Annotated in this window: 17 protein-coding genes; 6 read left to right on the top strand and 11 right to left on the bottom strand. The window is 67.8% G+C overall.

Annotated features, from left to right (window positions below):
- Positions 1 to 8 precede the first annotated feature (8 nt).
- Complete coding sequence (locus tag Q7W02_26340; protein ID MDO8479652.1) at positions 9 to 782, top strand: enoyl-CoA hydratase-related protein; 774 nt, start codon at positions 9 to 11, stop codon at positions 780 to 782.
- Between the two features lie 27 nt (positions 783 to 809).
- On the opposite strand, the gene Q7W02_26335 is transcribed toward Q7W02_26340, so the two are convergent.
- The 6 genes from Q7W02_26335 to Q7W02_26310 form a co-directional block, all read right to left on the bottom strand.
- Positions 810 to 1,142, bottom strand: coding sequence for a type II toxin-antitoxin system prevent-host-death family antitoxin (locus Q7W02_26335; protein ID MDO8479651.1), 333 nt, complete (start codon positions 1,140 to 1,142; stop codon positions 810 to 812).
- Between the two features lie 59 nt (positions 1,143 to 1,201).
- Positions 1,202 to 1,600: a VOC family protein gene (locus tag Q7W02_26330; GenBank protein ID MDO8479650.1), complete on the bottom strand. Its 399-nt coding sequence runs from the start codon at positions 1,598 to 1,600 to the stop codon at positions 1,202 to 1,204.
- A gap of 204 nt (positions 1,601 to 1,804) precedes the next feature.
- Positions 1,805 to 3,127, bottom strand: a complete 1,323-nt coding sequence (locus tag Q7W02_26325) for an SIR2 family protein (protein MDO8479649.1) — start codon at positions 3,125 to 3,127, stop codon at positions 1,805 to 1,807.
- Between the two features lie 157 nt (positions 3,128 to 3,284).
- Positions 3,285 to 3,776, bottom strand: coding sequence for a hypothetical protein (locus Q7W02_26320; GenBank protein ID MDO8479648.1), 492 nt, complete (start codon positions 3,774 to 3,776; stop codon positions 3,285 to 3,287).
- An 82-nt stretch (positions 3,777 to 3,858) separates the two neighbouring features.
- Complete coding sequence (locus Q7W02_26315) at positions 3,859 to 4,467, bottom strand: hypothetical protein (protein ID MDO8479647.1); 609 nt, start codon at positions 4,465 to 4,467, stop codon at positions 3,859 to 3,861.
- A 378-nt stretch (positions 4,468 to 4,845) separates the two neighbouring features.
- Complete coding sequence (locus Q7W02_26310; protein MDO8479646.1) at positions 4,846 to 5,457, bottom strand: methyltransferase domain-containing protein; 612 nt, start codon at positions 5,455 to 5,457, stop codon at positions 4,846 to 4,848.
- Between Q7W02_26310 and Q7W02_26305 the strand changes: the two genes are divergently transcribed.
- Positions 5,425 to 5,592 carry a hypothetical protein gene (locus Q7W02_26305; protein ID MDO8479645.1) on the top strand — a complete coding sequence of 56 codons (168 nt, stop codon included), beginning with the start codon at positions 5,425 to 5,427 and terminating at the stop codon, positions 5,590 to 5,592. The genes Q7W02_26310 and Q7W02_26305 overlap by 33 nt on opposite strands.
- Before the next feature lie 57 nt (positions 5,593 to 5,649).
- Here the strand turns inward: Q7W02_26305 and Q7W02_26300 are convergent, their stop codons facing one another.
- The 4 genes from Q7W02_26300 to Q7W02_26285 form a co-directional block, all read right to left on the bottom strand.
- Positions 5,650 to 6,513, bottom strand: coding sequence for an NAD(P)-dependent oxidoreductase (locus Q7W02_26300; protein MDO8479644.1), 864 nt, complete (start codon positions 6,511 to 6,513; stop codon positions 5,650 to 5,652).
- 16 nt (positions 6,514 to 6,529) lie between these two features.
- A complete protein-coding gene (locus tag Q7W02_26295; protein MDO8479643.1) occupies positions 6,530 to 7,516 on the bottom strand; it encodes an aldo/keto reductase in 987 nt (328 codons plus the stop codon).
- Positions 7,517 to 7,530: 14 nt separating this feature from the next.
- Complete coding sequence (locus Q7W02_26290) at positions 7,531 to 8,985, bottom strand: amidase (protein ID MDO8479642.1); 1,455 nt, start codon at positions 8,983 to 8,985, stop codon at positions 7,531 to 7,533.
- 84 nt (positions 8,986 to 9,069) lie between these two features.
- Complete coding sequence (locus Q7W02_26285; GenBank protein MDO8479641.1) at positions 9,070 to 10,317, bottom strand: MFS transporter; 1,248 nt, start codon at positions 10,315 to 10,317, stop codon at positions 9,070 to 9,072.
- 119 nt (positions 10,318 to 10,436) lie between these two features.
- On the opposite strand from Q7W02_26285, the gene Q7W02_26280 reads away from it, so the two are divergent.
- From Q7W02_26280 to Q7W02_26265, 4 genes are read left to right on the top strand one after another with little or no spacing between them, the layout of a single operon-like run.
- Entirely contained in the window at positions 10,437 to 11,633 is a 1,197-nt protein-coding gene (locus Q7W02_26280) for a CoA transferase (protein MDO8479640.1), read from the top strand.
- A 2-nt stretch (positions 11,634 to 11,635) separates the two neighbouring features.
- Positions 11,636 to 12,493 (top strand): MaoC family dehydratase N-terminal domain-containing protein, encoded by an 858-nt coding sequence (locus Q7W02_26275; protein ID MDO8479639.1) that lies wholly within the window; start codon positions 11,636 to 11,638, stop codon positions 12,491 to 12,493.
- 20 nt (positions 12,494 to 12,513) lie between these two features.
- Positions 12,514 to 13,488 (top strand): hypothetical protein, encoded by a 975-nt coding sequence (locus tag Q7W02_26270; protein MDO8479638.1) that lies wholly within the window; start codon positions 12,514 to 12,516, stop codon positions 13,486 to 13,488.
- Positions 13,485 to 14,669, top strand: a complete 1,185-nt coding sequence (locus Q7W02_26265) for a hypothetical protein (protein MDO8479637.1) — start codon at positions 13,485 to 13,487, stop codon at positions 14,667 to 14,669. Before Q7W02_26270 ends, Q7W02_26265 begins: the two co-directional genes overlap by 4 nt.
- 43 nt (positions 14,670 to 14,712) lie before the next feature.
- Here Q7W02_26265 and Q7W02_26260 read toward each other — a convergent pair.
- Positions 14,713 to 14,872: OB-fold domain-containing protein (locus tag Q7W02_26260; protein MDO8479636.1), on the bottom strand; the 160-nt coding region annotated here is incomplete at its 5' end.

Below are 14,872 nucleotides of genomic sequence, written 5' to 3'. Positions count from 1 at the left end.
GACACGCCATGTCAGACGAGGTGCTCTGCGCGGTAGACGGCGGCGTCGCCACTGTCACGCTCAATCGCCCCGGCCAGCGCAACGCCATGAACATGGCGCTCCTGGCAGCGCTGCGCGCCCGCTTCGAGGAGCTGGACGGCAACCGCGACGTCCGCGTCGTGGTCGTGCGAGGTGCCGGCTCCGCCTTCTGCTCCGGCATGGACCTCAAGGAGATGGAGGAGCGGCGCGGCGTTCCGGGCGACCCCGAGAGCGGCGTCATCGAGGTCCTCCAGCGCGTCGAGCGCTCGAGACATCCGACGATCGCCATGGTCCACGGCGACGCGATCGCTGGCGGCTGCGAGCTCGCGCTCCACTGCGACCTGCGCGTCGCCTCGGAAGTTGCGCGCTTCGGCATGCCGCTGGCGCGGATCGGCCTCGTCGTCCCCTTCACGCTCGGCCAGAAGCTGGTCGAGGTGATCGGCCCGGCCCACACGCGGCACCTCCTCTTCACCGGCCAGCCCATCGACGCCAAGCGATCGCTGGAGATCGGCATGGTCCACCAGGTCGTCGGGTCAGCGGAGCTGGAAGCTGCGACCTATCAGCTGGCGCAGAGCATCGCCCGCAACGCGCCGCTGGCCCTCGCGGGAATCAAGGCGACGATCCTCCGCGCGGTGTCGCTCCGCGAGAGCATCCCGCACGCCGACCTCGACGAGGCGTCCGCGCGCGCGCGGCAGAGCGCCGACGCGAGCGAGGGCCGCCGCGCCATGCTGGAGAAGCGCCGGCCAATCTTCCGCGGCGAGTGAGCCGAGGCTACCAGCTCGCGCTGTCAATCATGACGGGAGATCCTCGAGCCGGACACCGCGCCCACTCCTGAAGGCTGCCCGCGCTTCCGCGACTCGCCGGAGGAACTCCGGATGATGCTCCAAACGATAGTCGAACCAGTCATCCTCCGTCCCGAATCCGATCAGGACGCCGGCAGGCCTTCCGTGCCGCGTGATGAGGATCTCCTCGGACTCCGCCAGGCGCAGGAATCGCGAGAGGTCGTCCTTGACCTCAGCCAGCGCCGCCTGGCGCACCCGGCGTCCCGCGGTCGGCAAGCCAACGCGCCGCTTCAGCTTTCGTGACGATGGCGAGGACTTCAACCGCTTCGCGCGTGACGTCATAGAACACTCTCACCTCTCCAACCCGGAGGCGAAACTGGGGGCGGGTCAACCCCGATCACTCAGGGGAACCACTGCCTGAGCTCGATGTGGTAGCCGTTGGGATCGCAGATCTCCGCTCTGGCGTACTTCTCCCGAACTTTCGGCCCCCAGACGATCTCGATCCCCTTCGTTCTCAGGTACTCGACCGTTGTCTGCATGTCGTCGACTTCGAGCGCCATCATACGGTATCCAAGGTGCTCGTTTCGTGGGGCGGGCTCGACGGAAGCGCCCTCGTACGAAATGAGCTCGACTGTCGTGCCACCCAGGTCCAGGTACACAAGGCTCATCGGCACGCCAAGAGGCGAGCCGTCGATCCGGTCGCGTGATCTGATCTTGAACCCGAGTACCCCGGTGAAGAACTCCACGGTTCGCTCCGGCTGGTCCGTGACAATCTCCACGTGGTCGATCCTCTTGAACATGAGAGAGCCCTCCTGGGTGTCCTATTTTGCCTGCCGTAGTCCGAGTGTCTCGCTCATCGCGTTCAGGCCTCCACCGTCTTGGTGCCGTCGAACGACCAAGCTCACCTGCCGGGGCCGCTGCAAGAGTTTGATGTCGCGCAAACCCAGTAGGGCGGCCCCGGTCAGGTGCAGCACCTAGTTCGGCAAACTTCTTGGCATCGCTGCCTACACCTTCCATTCATCCAGGAGTTCCCCGAAAGACCTCACACGCTTATAGCTCTGCGCCCTCGGAAGAACGGCTTTGATGCGGCTAGCTACGTTAGCACACGGGTCTGCGATTTCAACAAGCCGCAGGGCCGAATTTGCATCCGCTGCCGCGCGGAAGAGCATCCGAATCGACGTGTCGGCAGGTGCCATGCTGAAGCCAATGAACACGATCCTCTCCGCAGCCGCGAGGGCTTGCAGCGCGAGTCGGTACAGCAATTGCGGTAGCCACATGGTTGAACTGCCGAGCGGTAGAGGACTTCCCGTTGGGTCGTGGAGGAACTGGGCAGAGAAGTTGTATTCTGCCTTGTACGTGCTGGGCGGGATCATAAACCGCTCGTAGTACCCTCCGGGTTCCCCTTCCACGACCACTCGTTTGAAGAAGTTGTCAGTAGCTTGGAAGAACGCTGGACGAACGTCGCGAATGCGGTTCCCTACACCAATGGGTTCCGGGACAGTGCGGTAACCCTCGACGAAACCGGGGGGACCATCCCCCGTACCCTGGACGAACCGAAAGTGCCAGTTGCTGGAGCCGTGAAGCTTCAGCACCTTAAACGTTGAGGGATGGTTGGGAGCATCCCCGGCAAAACGCAAATCACACTTCTCCGAGGTCGGTCGAAATCCGTACCCCGTAAGGTAGGACCAGTCCGCTGGGCGCTCCCGGGTCAGGTGCTGTTCGACCAGGAGGTCGTAGTTGAACGTGATGACGGTGTCGCCCTTTTCAAAGTGCCGTGCCAGGCGAGAAAAGTTCGACGTGTCCTCTTCCTCCGACAACACCCCAAGTGTATGGGCGATGGCGTCGAGTAACTCCATCTTGACGATCCGCAGGAAGTTCTCATGGAGGTGGGGGAAAGGCTCGCTGCCGTAAGAAGCCGAGTAGCACGCACGCATCCAATCTTGATACGGACCGCGCAGCAACTGCGTGACGGCATCCCGGTAAGGCCCGGAGAAATACTCCTGAAAGAATTGGGTGCCCGAACCCCGGTCCCCGCTCGCTAGCATTAGGTGATCGGTGATGCGGCTCTCGAACTCGATCGCTGCGTAAAGCTCTTCGACATTGGTCCGGTCCCAGTCGGCGTGAAGTCTGCCAGCCTTTAGAGTGATATCCCGAACGGGCGCGAACCGAGCCAGGTAAAGGGCCAACGCCGGGAGGTAGGAATCCTCCCTTTCGCAAACGATCTCTCTGATCCGCTCGACTAGTTCGTTTGTACCAGGGAACTTTGTCCTGCCTCCGGGCTTTGCCCCGATTGACGCGCCGGCACCCAAAACGAAGACCGTTGACACGCTCTATTCCTCCATGCCAAAGAGTTGCAAATCCACGGATTTCAACCAACAAACCAGTCCGCCGAACCGTTTGACATGAGCGGACCGCAACGGTGCCGCTGCCCGTGACGAAGCGAGCAAACGTGCCCCGCCGTTGTGGGTCCGTTCGATGGAAGGGTTAGGCGTCTTCATCGGGAAGCGTCAATGCGCTCGCGATTTGCGCATAGTCCGCGTCGTTGAACGTCTGGAACTTACCGGCGCGAAACGAGAACCGCTGAACTCGAATTGCGTCACCGTACCGTTGTAGGAGCTCATCTACGAGTCCTTCGAACAGAGCCTCCGCGCTGGGCACCATGCCTTGTTGAACATAGAGCGCCGTCTGGGCTCGACTTGTCGAAGGTACAGGTATGCAATAACCCGGGATCCCATAGACAGGTGCCAAAGCGAGTTCCTGAAATCTATCGCACTTGTACAAGCGGAGGATGACGCCGTCGGGTGCATCGTCGCGAAGTGACCCGATCAGCGCTCGCATTTGCTCGCTATCGCTCAGCCCCGTACCCAACGGCTGGCTTGGCCAGTTCCGTAGGGCGCCGAACAGGAACGGAATCGTGAGTGCGAAGCGGTTCGAGCGCTGCCAGTGCTTGAGCAACTTGAACCATGCGGGCTCCATCTCTTCTCCTGCTGACGCCTAACGCCCGCGGTGAGCGGCCGCCGCGAGCGAATGCGAGCCAGCGGTCCGCTCGACCGCGGGCTTAGCGAGCCGCTCTTCCCGCCGCCCGCTCGACCGCATCGCTGACGCGCGAGTATTCCACCGGTAGTCCGGCCAATCGCTCCAGTGATTTGAGTGTGATTGAGTGCTGACTTCGACTCCTACCGTCGAGAACCGAGGTGGGAAGCACGTAGAATCGCCACTGGCCGAGGTCGAGGGGATCGATCGTCGCCTTGTCGACATGCGCCAATAGCGCGAAGACGTAGACGTCGGCCTGACGGCGTGCTTCCCGAGCCTGCACGTTCGTGTCTGCGTCCCACGCCAACGTTTTAGGAACCACAAAGCTCACAGGCGACAGTGCCCGTTGGTGCCAACTCTGAACGTGCGCGGCCGACTTCACCTCCACCTTGATGCCCGATGGAGTCACGAGATCGAACGCGGCCCATTCGTCGCGGACTCCTTCTGATGCCATGCCCAGGGCACGAGCGACAACATACTCGGCCAAGCGTCCCCGGGTGACGTTGCTGACGAGATCCGACGTGCTCCATTGCCAGAAGCTGAGCAGGTCGAAGCCGATCTCCTTGCCATGCTCGTGGAAGCGGCCCGCTCCTGTCTTGCGCGTCGTCGTAAGCCGCCCCAACATTTTATCCATGCGCCATGTCTCGCTAAGTGAAATTCGGCTGAACTGCATAGCGCCACCGACCGAGCCCGGGCCGACAGCCTAGCACGGCCCTAGGCATCATAGTTGTGGCGCGGTTGGGTTGTGGAAACGCTGGCTTCGCCGGCAAGGTTAGGCGGCCGGGCGCCTTGCTATGCAGACCTAGGATATTCGATATGCGAGGTCTGCGTATCGGGAGGGGGTCCCGGCGCGGGATCAAAGGGTCGTCATCCGATCTGCGGGGCTCTGGACACCGGCGGGACCCCGATTGAGAACGTGCGTGTCGGCAGTCGCCCCGAGAATCACGGTCTGGAGGATAACCCCTGCCCGCGACCTCCTCAAGGCTGTGGCGGGGCAGCTACGGTGACCGCTCTACGCGGCGGGCTTGTCGGCCACCAGGATGGCGACGGGGTAGGCATAGCGGAGGCGCTCGCCGGCGCGCGCCAGCGGGATGCCGAGGCGGTCGTCGCCGAGCGAGGCGGTGAAGATCTCGCGGATCTTGTCGGCGTCGCCCGGCAGCGGGAAGGAGCGCCCGAGCAGGCTCTCCAGGTTGCTCTCGAGGCCGTAGCCGCTCACGCGCGGGGCCGGCAGCCCCGCCGGGGCGAACAGGCCCGTGAGCTCCGTGAGCGGCATGGCGCGCACGTGCGAGGGGTCGCGGAGCTTTTCCATCCGGTTGAACTCGGCGGCCTTGGCGGCGTCGGGCGAGGCCTCGGTGTCGATCACGGCCACCCTCCCGCCCGGCGCGTAGACGCGCTTCATCTCGGCGAGCGGGGCCTTGGGGTCGAGGAAGTGGCGGAAGGCGAAGCGTGAGGTCACGAGGGAGAAGGAGCCGTCGGCGTACGGCAGCGGCAGGACGTCGCCCTGCTTCCAGCTGACGTTCGTGAGCTTCTTCTCCGCGGCGAGCGCTCGCGCGCGCACGAGCATCGCCGGCGTGAGATCGATGCCCGTCGCGTGGCGGACGACTTTGGCGAGCGCGCAGACGATGATGCCGCCGCCGCAGACGACGTCGAGGACGGTGTCCTAGGGGCCCGCGTCGGTGAACTCGACGATCTGCCGCAGCGCCTGCTCGTCCATGATCCCGGGGGCGGTCGAGAACGGTCGGCCTGGCGGCTGAACTGATCGAGGATCATGTCGCGGTGGCTCGGGCTCGTCATGGTGCCTTCCGGGGCCCGGCCGCTATCGCTTCGCGGCGCGCGCGATCGCGGCGATCTTGTCGGCGAAGTTGACCTGGCTGTCGTCTTCCGGCGCGTAGCCGATCTTCTCGCGCGCGTTGGCGATGCTCCAGAAGCGGTGCGTGTTGCCGCTGATGCCGTAGACGATGAGAAACGGCACGCCGTGCGCGTCGGCGATGTTCTCCGCCTCGACCATGCGGATGGCCTGCTGGATTTGATCCCGGCGCGAGAGATAGGCGCCGAGGGCCCGGTGCATGACCTTGATGTCGCCCGGCTTGACCTGGTCGATGTCGTCGTCGCGCGGGCCGCCGATGCGCCACTGGACGATCTCGAGCTTGCGGCCGTCTACCTTGCCGGTGGCGAAGACGAAGCCCAGCAGCTCGTAGGCCGCCTTGGCCCAGCCGTACCAGTTGTCCGACCGGTGCGGCATGTCCGGCGTCACCATCTCCATCTTGCCCGCCCAGATCAGCCGCTCGTAGTAGTCGGCGGCGTGATTGGAGGAGGCGACGACGACGCGGCGGACGCCCTCCTCGAGCGCCGTCCGGTACACGTTGTAGGCGAGTGCGATGTTCTTGTGCTCGGCCCAGAACTTGGCGTCGCCGTTATCCTGCCAGGTGGTCGCGTCCAGGCCCGGGGCGCTGACGAAGCCGCAGTGGATGACGGCGTCGGCGCCCTTGAAGTGCTGCCGGTACGCGTTACGGTCGGGATTCGTGAGGTCGGCGACCACGAGGCCGGGCACCGGCTTGCCGTCGCGCGTGGTCGGGCGGACGTCGATCGGCACGAGGTCCCACCGCTCGCCCAGTTCCTTGAACATGCGCTGGGCGACGTAACCCGCCGCCCCGGTCAACACCACGCGCCGCTTGGCCATGGTCGGGATCGCCCTCCTAGAGCTGGACGGCTTTCATCTGTGCCTCGGGGTAGCGCGTGCCCTTGGCCGCGCCGGGCGGCATGGCCTCGTCGAGGCGCGCCAGGTCGTCGCGGGTCAGCGCCACCGCGAGCGCGCCCAGGTTCTCTTCGAGATACTCGAGGCGCTTGGTTCCGGGGATGGGCACGATGTCCGCGCCCTGCGCGAGCAGCCACGCCAGCGCGAGCTGGGAGGGCGTGCAGCCTTTGCTCGAAGCGATCTCCGCGATGCGGGCCACCAGCGCCATGTTGTGGTCGAGGTTGGCGTCCTGGAAGCGCGGGTGCTGCCGGCGGCGGTCGTCCTCCGGGATGTCGGCCGTGCGCTTGATCGTCGCGGAGAGGAGTCCGCGCCCCAGCGGCGAGTAGGCGACGTAGCCGATGCCGAGCGCGCGGCAGGTGGCGATGCTGTCCTCCGCCGGCTGGCGGTAGAGCAACGAGTACTCGCTCTGCACGGCGGCGATCGGGTGGACGGCATGCCCTCGCCGTATCGTCTCGGGCGCGGCTTCTGACAGACCCAGGTGCCGGACTTTCCCACGCTCGATGAGCCGCGCCATGGCGCCGACGGTCTCCTCGATGGGCACCTTGGGGTCCACGCGATGCTGGTAGTAGAGATCGATGACGTCAACGCCGAGCCGCTTGAGGCTCGCGTCGCAGGCTTGGGCCACATACCCTGGCCTGCCGTCCACGAGGTTGCCCTTGCCGTCCGGGTTCTGGACATTGCCGAACTTGGTGGCGACCACGACGCCCTTCCGCCGTCCCTTGAGGGCGCGACCGAGCAGCGTCTCGTTCTGCCCCCAGCCGTACATGTCCGAGGAGTCGAGGAAGTCGACGCCACGGTCGAGGGCGGCGTGGATGACGCGGATGGACTGCTCGTCGTCGCTCTTGCCGTAGGTGCCGGACATGGACATCAGGCCGAGCCCCATGGCCGAGACGCGGAGTCCGCTCTTCCCAAGCGTGCGATGTTCCATTGGACGATCCTCGCTCATGCGTAGTCCGGCGGGGGAACGAAACCCTGGTACTCGCGCTCGAGCAGCCGCGCCATGTGGATGCACACGCGGTCGCCGTACTGCGGGCCGATGATCTGCACGCCCACCGGCAGCCCCGCCTTGGTGAAACCGGCCGGTGCCACCGTGGATGGCAGATACGCCATGCCCGAGTAGCCGGCCCAGAAGAGCTGGTCGGTGGTGGGCACGCGGTGGCCGTTGACCTCGATGGTCCGCTCCCAGCGCTCGCCCTGCTGGTCGTGCGGGAAAGCCGCCGACGCCGCCGCCGGGCAGAGGAGCAGGTCGTACTGCTTGAAGAACTCGGCCCACTTCCAGCGCATCTTGTGCCGCGCCTCGTTGGCCGCGAGCCAGTCGCGGTGCGAGCCGGTATTGCCGCGGAGCATGCGCGCGTAGTAGCTCGCGTCGTTCGCGCTCAAGCCGCGCACGGCCTGGACGTTCTTGTCGAACTCCTCCTGCGTCTGGCGGCCGGACGTCGCAGCGCGCAGCAGGTGGATGTAGACGCGCTGGGCCTCGCTCGTGTCGATGTCCGGCCGCGCCCTGTCGCTGACGCGCGCCTTCTTCTTCGCAAGGAAGTCCGCCACCGCCTGGACCCTCGCCTGCACCTCGGCGTCCACCTCGGAGTTGGGGTCGGTCAGCATGACGGCGACCTTGAAGTCGCGGAGCGCCTTCTGCCGGGGCGCCGGCAGCGTGAGCCTGTACCCGGCCGCGTCGATCTCGTCGGGCCCCGCCATGACCGCGAGCCCGATCTCGAGATCCTCGGCGCTCCGCCCCAGCGGGCCGATGACGGAGATGTCGCCCTGCGCGAGACGCCCAGGCAGCGCCTGGCCCCGCGGCGGGACGACGCCGAATGTCGGCTTGTGGCCGTAGACGCCGCAGTAGTGGGCGGGGTTCCGGATGGACGAGCCGATGTCGCTGCCCGCGTCGATGCCGGTCAGCCCCGCGGCGAGCGCCGCCGCCGAGCCGCCCGAGGATCCCCCCGGCACCTTCGACAGGTCCCACGGGTTGTTGGTCGTGCCGTAGATCGCGTTGTAGCTCTGCCAGTCGGCGAGGTAGATCGGCACGTTCGTCTTGCCGAAGAGCACCACGCCCGCGCCGAGGAGGCGGTCGACGGCAAGCGCGTTGCGCGGCGGGAAGTTGTCCTTCAGCTCGGGCACGCCCCACGTGGTCGGCATGCCGACGACGTCGTAGGACTCCTTGATCGTCATCGGCACGCCGTGGAGCGGCCCCCACACCTGCTTGCGCGCGAGCGCGCGGTCGGCGGCCCGGGCCCGCTTGCGCGCGCCCTCGACGTCGGTGGCGATGATGGCGTTGAGCGCCGGATTGTGCTTCTCGACGCGCGAGAGGTAGAGATCCAGCAGCTCGAGGCAGCCGATCTTCTTCCGGCGGATCTCGGCCGCCAGCTCCTTCGCCGAACGGAACGGTGTGGTGGGCATGGGCACTGTCTCCTCCTTGCGTTTCCGGGCGATTGTAGCCTAACTGCGTTCCGGCGCAAGCGCCCGCTCGGCGCAGCCGGGCGATCAGGCCCCGCCCCTCGCGCGCTCGCACTCGCGATGGATCGCGCCGCCCGCCAGCGCCATGAGCAGGGCCACCAGCGCAGAGAGCGCGGCGAAGACCGCCCACGCTGCGCCGTAGGAATCGCGCGCCTCCAGCACCACGCCGAAGACCGGCGCCCCCAGCATCAGGCCCACCACGATCGCCGTGAACGCCACGCCGCTGAGCAGACCCGACTGGCGCGGCCCGCCGGCCTCGGCGCTCGCGATGAAGTAGATCCCCACCCATCCGTGCGCGCCGATGCCCGCCAGAAACGCCAGCGCCATCGCCGCCGCGGGCCGGGGCGTGGGCGCCACGGCGTACGAGGTGAAAATGACGGCGGCGATCACCGAGGAGAGCACGAGCCACAGAGGCCGGCGCCCCCCCAGCCACCGGTCGCTCGCCGCGCCCAGCCCCAGGCGCGCCGCGGCGCCGCCCGCCTGCGCCGAGGCCACGAGCGCGCCCGCCGCGATCGCCGTGAAGCCCAGCGCCTCCACACCGTAGAGCGGCAGGTAGCTCAGCACCGCCGATTGCACCATCCCGAGCGCGACGCCGGCGCCGAACAGCATCAGAAGCGCGGGCCGCCGGAGCCACCACCAATTACCCGCCGGCGCGGCGCTCGATTCCCCACCCTCGCCCGGGCGCGCGACGGCCAGGGGCGCGAGCGGCCGCCAGCTCGCGAGCACGGGCGCGCCCATCATGACCGCGCAGGCAACGACGGCGGCGCGCCAGCCGAGGACGGCGGCGATGCGCGGCAGCACGAGCGCGGAGATGACGCCGCCCACCGTCAGCCCCATCTGCTTGATCCCCATCGCGACGCCGCGTTCGCCCGCCGGGAAGAGATCGACGATGGCCTTGCCCAGCACGGGGTTGACCACACTCCAGCCGACGCCGGCCAGGAAGATACAGGCGAGGAATATCCCGAAGCGCGGCGCCGCCGCGGCCAGCGCGAGCCCTGCTGAGCCCAGGGCGAGGCCGCCGAGGAAGGTCGGCCGCACGCCCCAGCGATCGGCGAGATGCCCCGCCGGGAGCGAGAAGAGCAGGCCGCCGAGGTAGACGGACGGCACGACGAACGCGACGTCGAGGCGCGTGAGGCGGAAGCCCTCGACGAGGCTCGGCAAGAGCGGCGAGACACCGAGAATGCCGAAGGCGCCCATCCCGTACGCCACGGTCAATAGCGCGAGGAGGAGCCATCGGCGCGGCGGCGCGGGCGCGTCGCGGAGGTCGGGCGGCACAGCGCCAGATGGTAGCACCTCCGCGCGCGGACATGACGGAACCGGGAGGCGAAGCGATTTCGGATGGACACGACGGGCCGCGTTCGTCTAAGCTCACCCCGCCGTTCCAAGGACTCCTCATGCCAGGACCTCTCGCGGGCGTTCGCGTTCTCGACGTCACCACGGTCGTGCTGGGCCCATGGGCGACCCAGACGCTGGGCGACCTGGGCGCCGACGTCATCAAGGTCGAGCCGCCCGAAGGCGACACGACCCGCCGGCTGGGACCCGCGCGCCACCCGGGCATGGCGGCGTTCTTCCTCGCCTGCAACCGCAACAAGCGCAGCCTCGTCCTCGACCTCAAGCAGAACGCCGGCCGCGCCGCACTGCTGCGGCTCGCGTCCACGGCGGACGCGATGCTGCACAACTTCCGCCCCGAGCCGGCGGCGCGCCTCGGCCTCCACTACGAGGCGTTCCGGGCCGTCAACCCGCGGCTCGTCTACTGCGCGACGTACGGCTTCCGGGCGCGTGGCCCGTACGGCAACAAGCCCGCCTACGACGACGTCATCCAGGCGGCCGCCGGCCTCGCGTCGCTCCAGGCTTTCATCGCGGGCGAGCCGCGCTACGTCCCGACGATCGTCGCAGACAAGACCAGCTCGCTCGCCGTGCTCTCCTCGGTCCTGGCGGGCCTGTTCGAGCGCGAGCGCTCCGGCCTGGGGCAGGCCATCGAGGTGCCGATGATGGAAACCGTCGCCGCGTACGTCATGGTCGAGCATCTCTACGGCGAGACGTTCATCCCGCCGCTCGAGAGCGCCGGCTACAAGCGCATCCTCAGCCGCTGGCGGCGCCCGTTCCGCACGAAGGACGGCCATCTCGCCGTGGTGCCCTACACCGACGCGCACTGGCGGACGTTCTTCCAGATCGCGGGGCGCCCCGAGCTGCAGGACGACCCGCGCTTCACGACGCTCGAATCGCGGCTGGCGAACATCAAGGTGCTATACGAGGAGCTGGGCAAGATCGTCGCCACGCGCACGTCGGCCGAGTGGCTCCAGGCGCTCGAGCGCGCGAGCGTGCCGGCGACCGTCGTGAACACGCTCGAGTCTCTTCTCGCCGACCCGCAGCTCGAGGCAACCGGCTTCTGGAAGGTCGTCGAGCATCCGAGCGAGGGCACGCTGCGCATGCCCGACATCCCCACGACGTACAGCCGGACGCCCGGCGAGATCCGGCGCCTCCAGCCGCGCTTGGGCGAGCACAGCGTCGAGGTGCTGCGCGAGGCCGGGTTCAACCAGCCCGAGATTGACGACATGCTCGCCTCGGGCGCCACGGCACAGGCGCGATGACCATGGCGAGATCGCTCGCGCTCTCCCGCGACATCGTCGGCGTCACCGTTGGACCCATCGCGCACGACATCGACGCCCGGTGGCTCATGGCTTACGCGGCGGGCCTCGGCGAGACGGACGCGCGCTACTACGACACGCTCGCTTCCGGTGGGCCGGCCGCCCACCCGCTCTTCCCCGTCTGCTACGAGTGGCCGGCGATGCTCGCCCTCCGCGAGCGGGCTACCCAGGAGGAGATCGCGATCCGCGGTGTCCACGCCACCCACGACCTCACCCTGCATCGCCCGCCGCGCGCGGGGGACAGGCTCTCCACCTGCGCGCGTGTGACGGGGCTCGCGCACCGGCGCGCGGGCACGCTCATGACCGTCCGCCAGGAGACCGTCGACGCCGAGGGGCGGCCGGTCAGCACCACGGACTACGGGAGTGTCTATCGCGACGTCGGGTTCGAGGGAGAGGACTCCGGCTTCCGGCCTGAAGTGCGCGGCGGACTCGAGATGCCGGCAGGCGCCGTCGAGCTTCCCGTGGCGGTGCCTGCCGCGCTCGCCCACGTCTACACGGAGTGCGCGCGCATCTGGAACCCGATCCACACCGACGTCGCCGTCGCCCGCGCCGCCGGGCTCCCGGATATCATCTTGCACGGCACCGCCACCCTCGCCCTCGCCGTCTCGCGAGTCCTCGGGCATCTGGCCGCCGACCCCCGCGCGGTGCGACGACTGAGCGCGCGCTTCACGGGCATGGTGCCCCTGCCCGGACACTTCACCCTGCGCGTGGCCGAAGCTGCGGAGGGCAAGGCCTTCGCCTTCGATGCGAGAGGCCAGGACGGCGCATTCGTGCTGAGCGGTGGAGCCCTGCGCCTTGCCTAGACGGTAGATAAGGCCGAGATATGAACCCGGATGTCGTGAGCGCGATCGCCCGCCTGAGAGCGGAGAATGTCCTCTCCGGCGGGCAGGCCGCCCTCTTCGACCGCGTGGCCCAGCGGAAGCTCGTCTCCATCCGCCTCGAGATCAGGGCGCTCCTCTACGTCGGCGTCCTCCTCCTGACGACAGGAGTCGGGCTCCTCGTCAAGGAGCACCACCGCGAGATCGGGCCGTGGGCCGTCGCCATCGGAATCGGCCTTGCCGCGGCCGCCTGTCTCGTCTGGGTGATTCGCAAGGCGGCGCCCTTTTCGTGGGGAGAGGTCCAGTCCCCGAACGTGGCCTTCGACTACATCCTCCTCCTGGGCCTCCTCCTCTTCGCTTCGGAAGTGGCGTACGTCGAGGTGCAGTTCACGGTGCTGGGGCCCAATTGGGCGCACCACCTCCTGGTCGTCGGGGCGGTCTATCTCGCGGCGGCGTACGTGTGGGATTCGCGGACTGTCCTCGGCCTCGCCCTCACGACGCTCGCCGCCTGGCGGGGCGTCTCGCTCAGTCTGATATCCGGCTCGCTCTGGGCGGCCGATGCGGGCCGCTTGCGTAGGAACGCCATCGCGCTGGGCGCGCTTTACGTGGCGGCAGCGGCGCTCTCCGTTCTGCTGAAGCGGAAGCTCCACTTCGAGGAAGTCTTCGCCAATGCGGGACTCCTTTTGCTCCTCGGCGCGCTTCTCTCCGGAGTCCTCGATGACGGGTCTGCCTGGGGTTGGTGGCTCGCCGCGCTTCTCGTGGTGGCGGGCGTCGTCATGTGGCTCTCCTTCCATCTCGGCCGCTCCCTCTACTTCGCGCAAGGAGTCGTGGCGGCGTATATCGGCCTCCTGCGGGTCCTCTTCGAGCCGTTTCGCTACGGCGGAAAGGTGAGCGGCCTCCCATTCCTTCTCGCCGCTCTCCTGGGCTTAGGAGTGCTCGCTTTCATCTTCGCCGCTCATCGAAGGATGAAGGAGCGATGAGGCAGAACTCGGCCGCTTGGGAGCGGGCCGCGGAGGTGCACGAAGCCGCGCAGGGCTGGCTGCGGGTCGGGGCCATCGACGAGCCGACCGACCATGCGATCCGCAGGGCATTCCCCGATCCTTGCGTCACGCCGTCGGCGGTGTGGCGCGTGCTGACCGCCTGCGTGGTCACGGCCGTCATCCTCTGCGCCTTTGAGGCTTTCTCGATCGCGTTCCGACCGGGCAAGATCGGGCACCAGGCCTTGCTGTTCCTGTTCGCCGGCGCGGCGCTCGTCGCGGCTGACTGGCTGGAGGCATCGCCACGGTTCGCAAGGCGGGGCGCGGCTGGGGCGGCGTCGTTCCTGGGAGTTGGCTTCCTCATCGTCGGGTTCGGGCTTTTCCTCCTCGAGACCATGATGATGCGTTTCGACGACGCTATCGACGCGATCCTCATCGCGACTTTTCTCGCGTGGGCCGCGGGCTGCCGGCGATGGGGGAGTCCGCTCTTTGCCGCGTTGTCGGCCGTCTCGCTGTTCCTCTTCCTCGGACGGCTGCCGTACGGGCGCGTTCTTTGGGTTCTGGTCGGCGCGGCGCTGGCCGGCTTGGCCGCTCGTCGGTTGGACGAGGCCTCCTGGGCGCCGTCTCATCGGCGCGCGGCGGCAGTCCTCGTCGTCGCAGGGATCGTGGCCGCGTACGCTGCCGTCAACGTGTACTCCCTCGATAAGCATCTTCTGGAGGATCTCGGGCGATTCGCCGCGAGGCGCATCGCCCCATCGCGGGGCCTTGTCGCTCTATCGGCCCTCGCGACCGCCGCCGGCCCGCTGGCGATCTTGGCGTGGGGCGCAAGATCGAGGAGGACCTTCCTCCTCGACACCGGAATCGTGCTCCTCGCCCTGTCGCTCGTCACGCTGCGACACTACGTCCACATCGCGCCGCTCTGGGCGATGCTGATTCTCTCCGGCGCGGCGCTCGTCATCCTCACCCTGGCCGTTGAGCGGGCGCTCCGGCGCGCGCCGGCGGGAGACATCGCGGGCTTCACAGCCGACCCCCTGTTCTCGGACGAGCGGCGGCAGCACGCGCTCCAGGTCGTCCCGGTAGTCGCCGCCTTCACGTCGGCGGCGTCTCGGCCCGCCGCTCAAGAGAAAGACTTCACCGGCGGCGGAGGGAAGTTCGGCGGCGGCGGAGCTGGGGAGAAGTTCTGACTATGCCCGAGCTTGATAGAGGGCGGGGAGCGGCGCCCGCCGATCAGGCGGGCGTGAAGGTGGGTACGGGCGGCCCGCCTTCGGTGGGCTTGAACACGAGCCTGACGCGCTGGCCGATCCGGATGGCGTCGAGATCGCAGTCGACGAGGTTGGTCATCATCGTCACGCCTTCGTCGAGCGTCACGTACGCGATGGCGTAGGGC

The sequence above is a fragment of the Candidatus Rokuibacteriota bacterium genome, from assembly GCA_030647435.1.
Taxonomy (GTDB): domain Bacteria; phylum Methylomirabilota; class Methylomirabilia; order Rokubacteriales; family CSP1-6; genus AR37.
The sequence above is the reverse complement of the archived record's forward strand: the minus strand, read 5'-3'. Positions and strand labels throughout refer to the sequence as shown.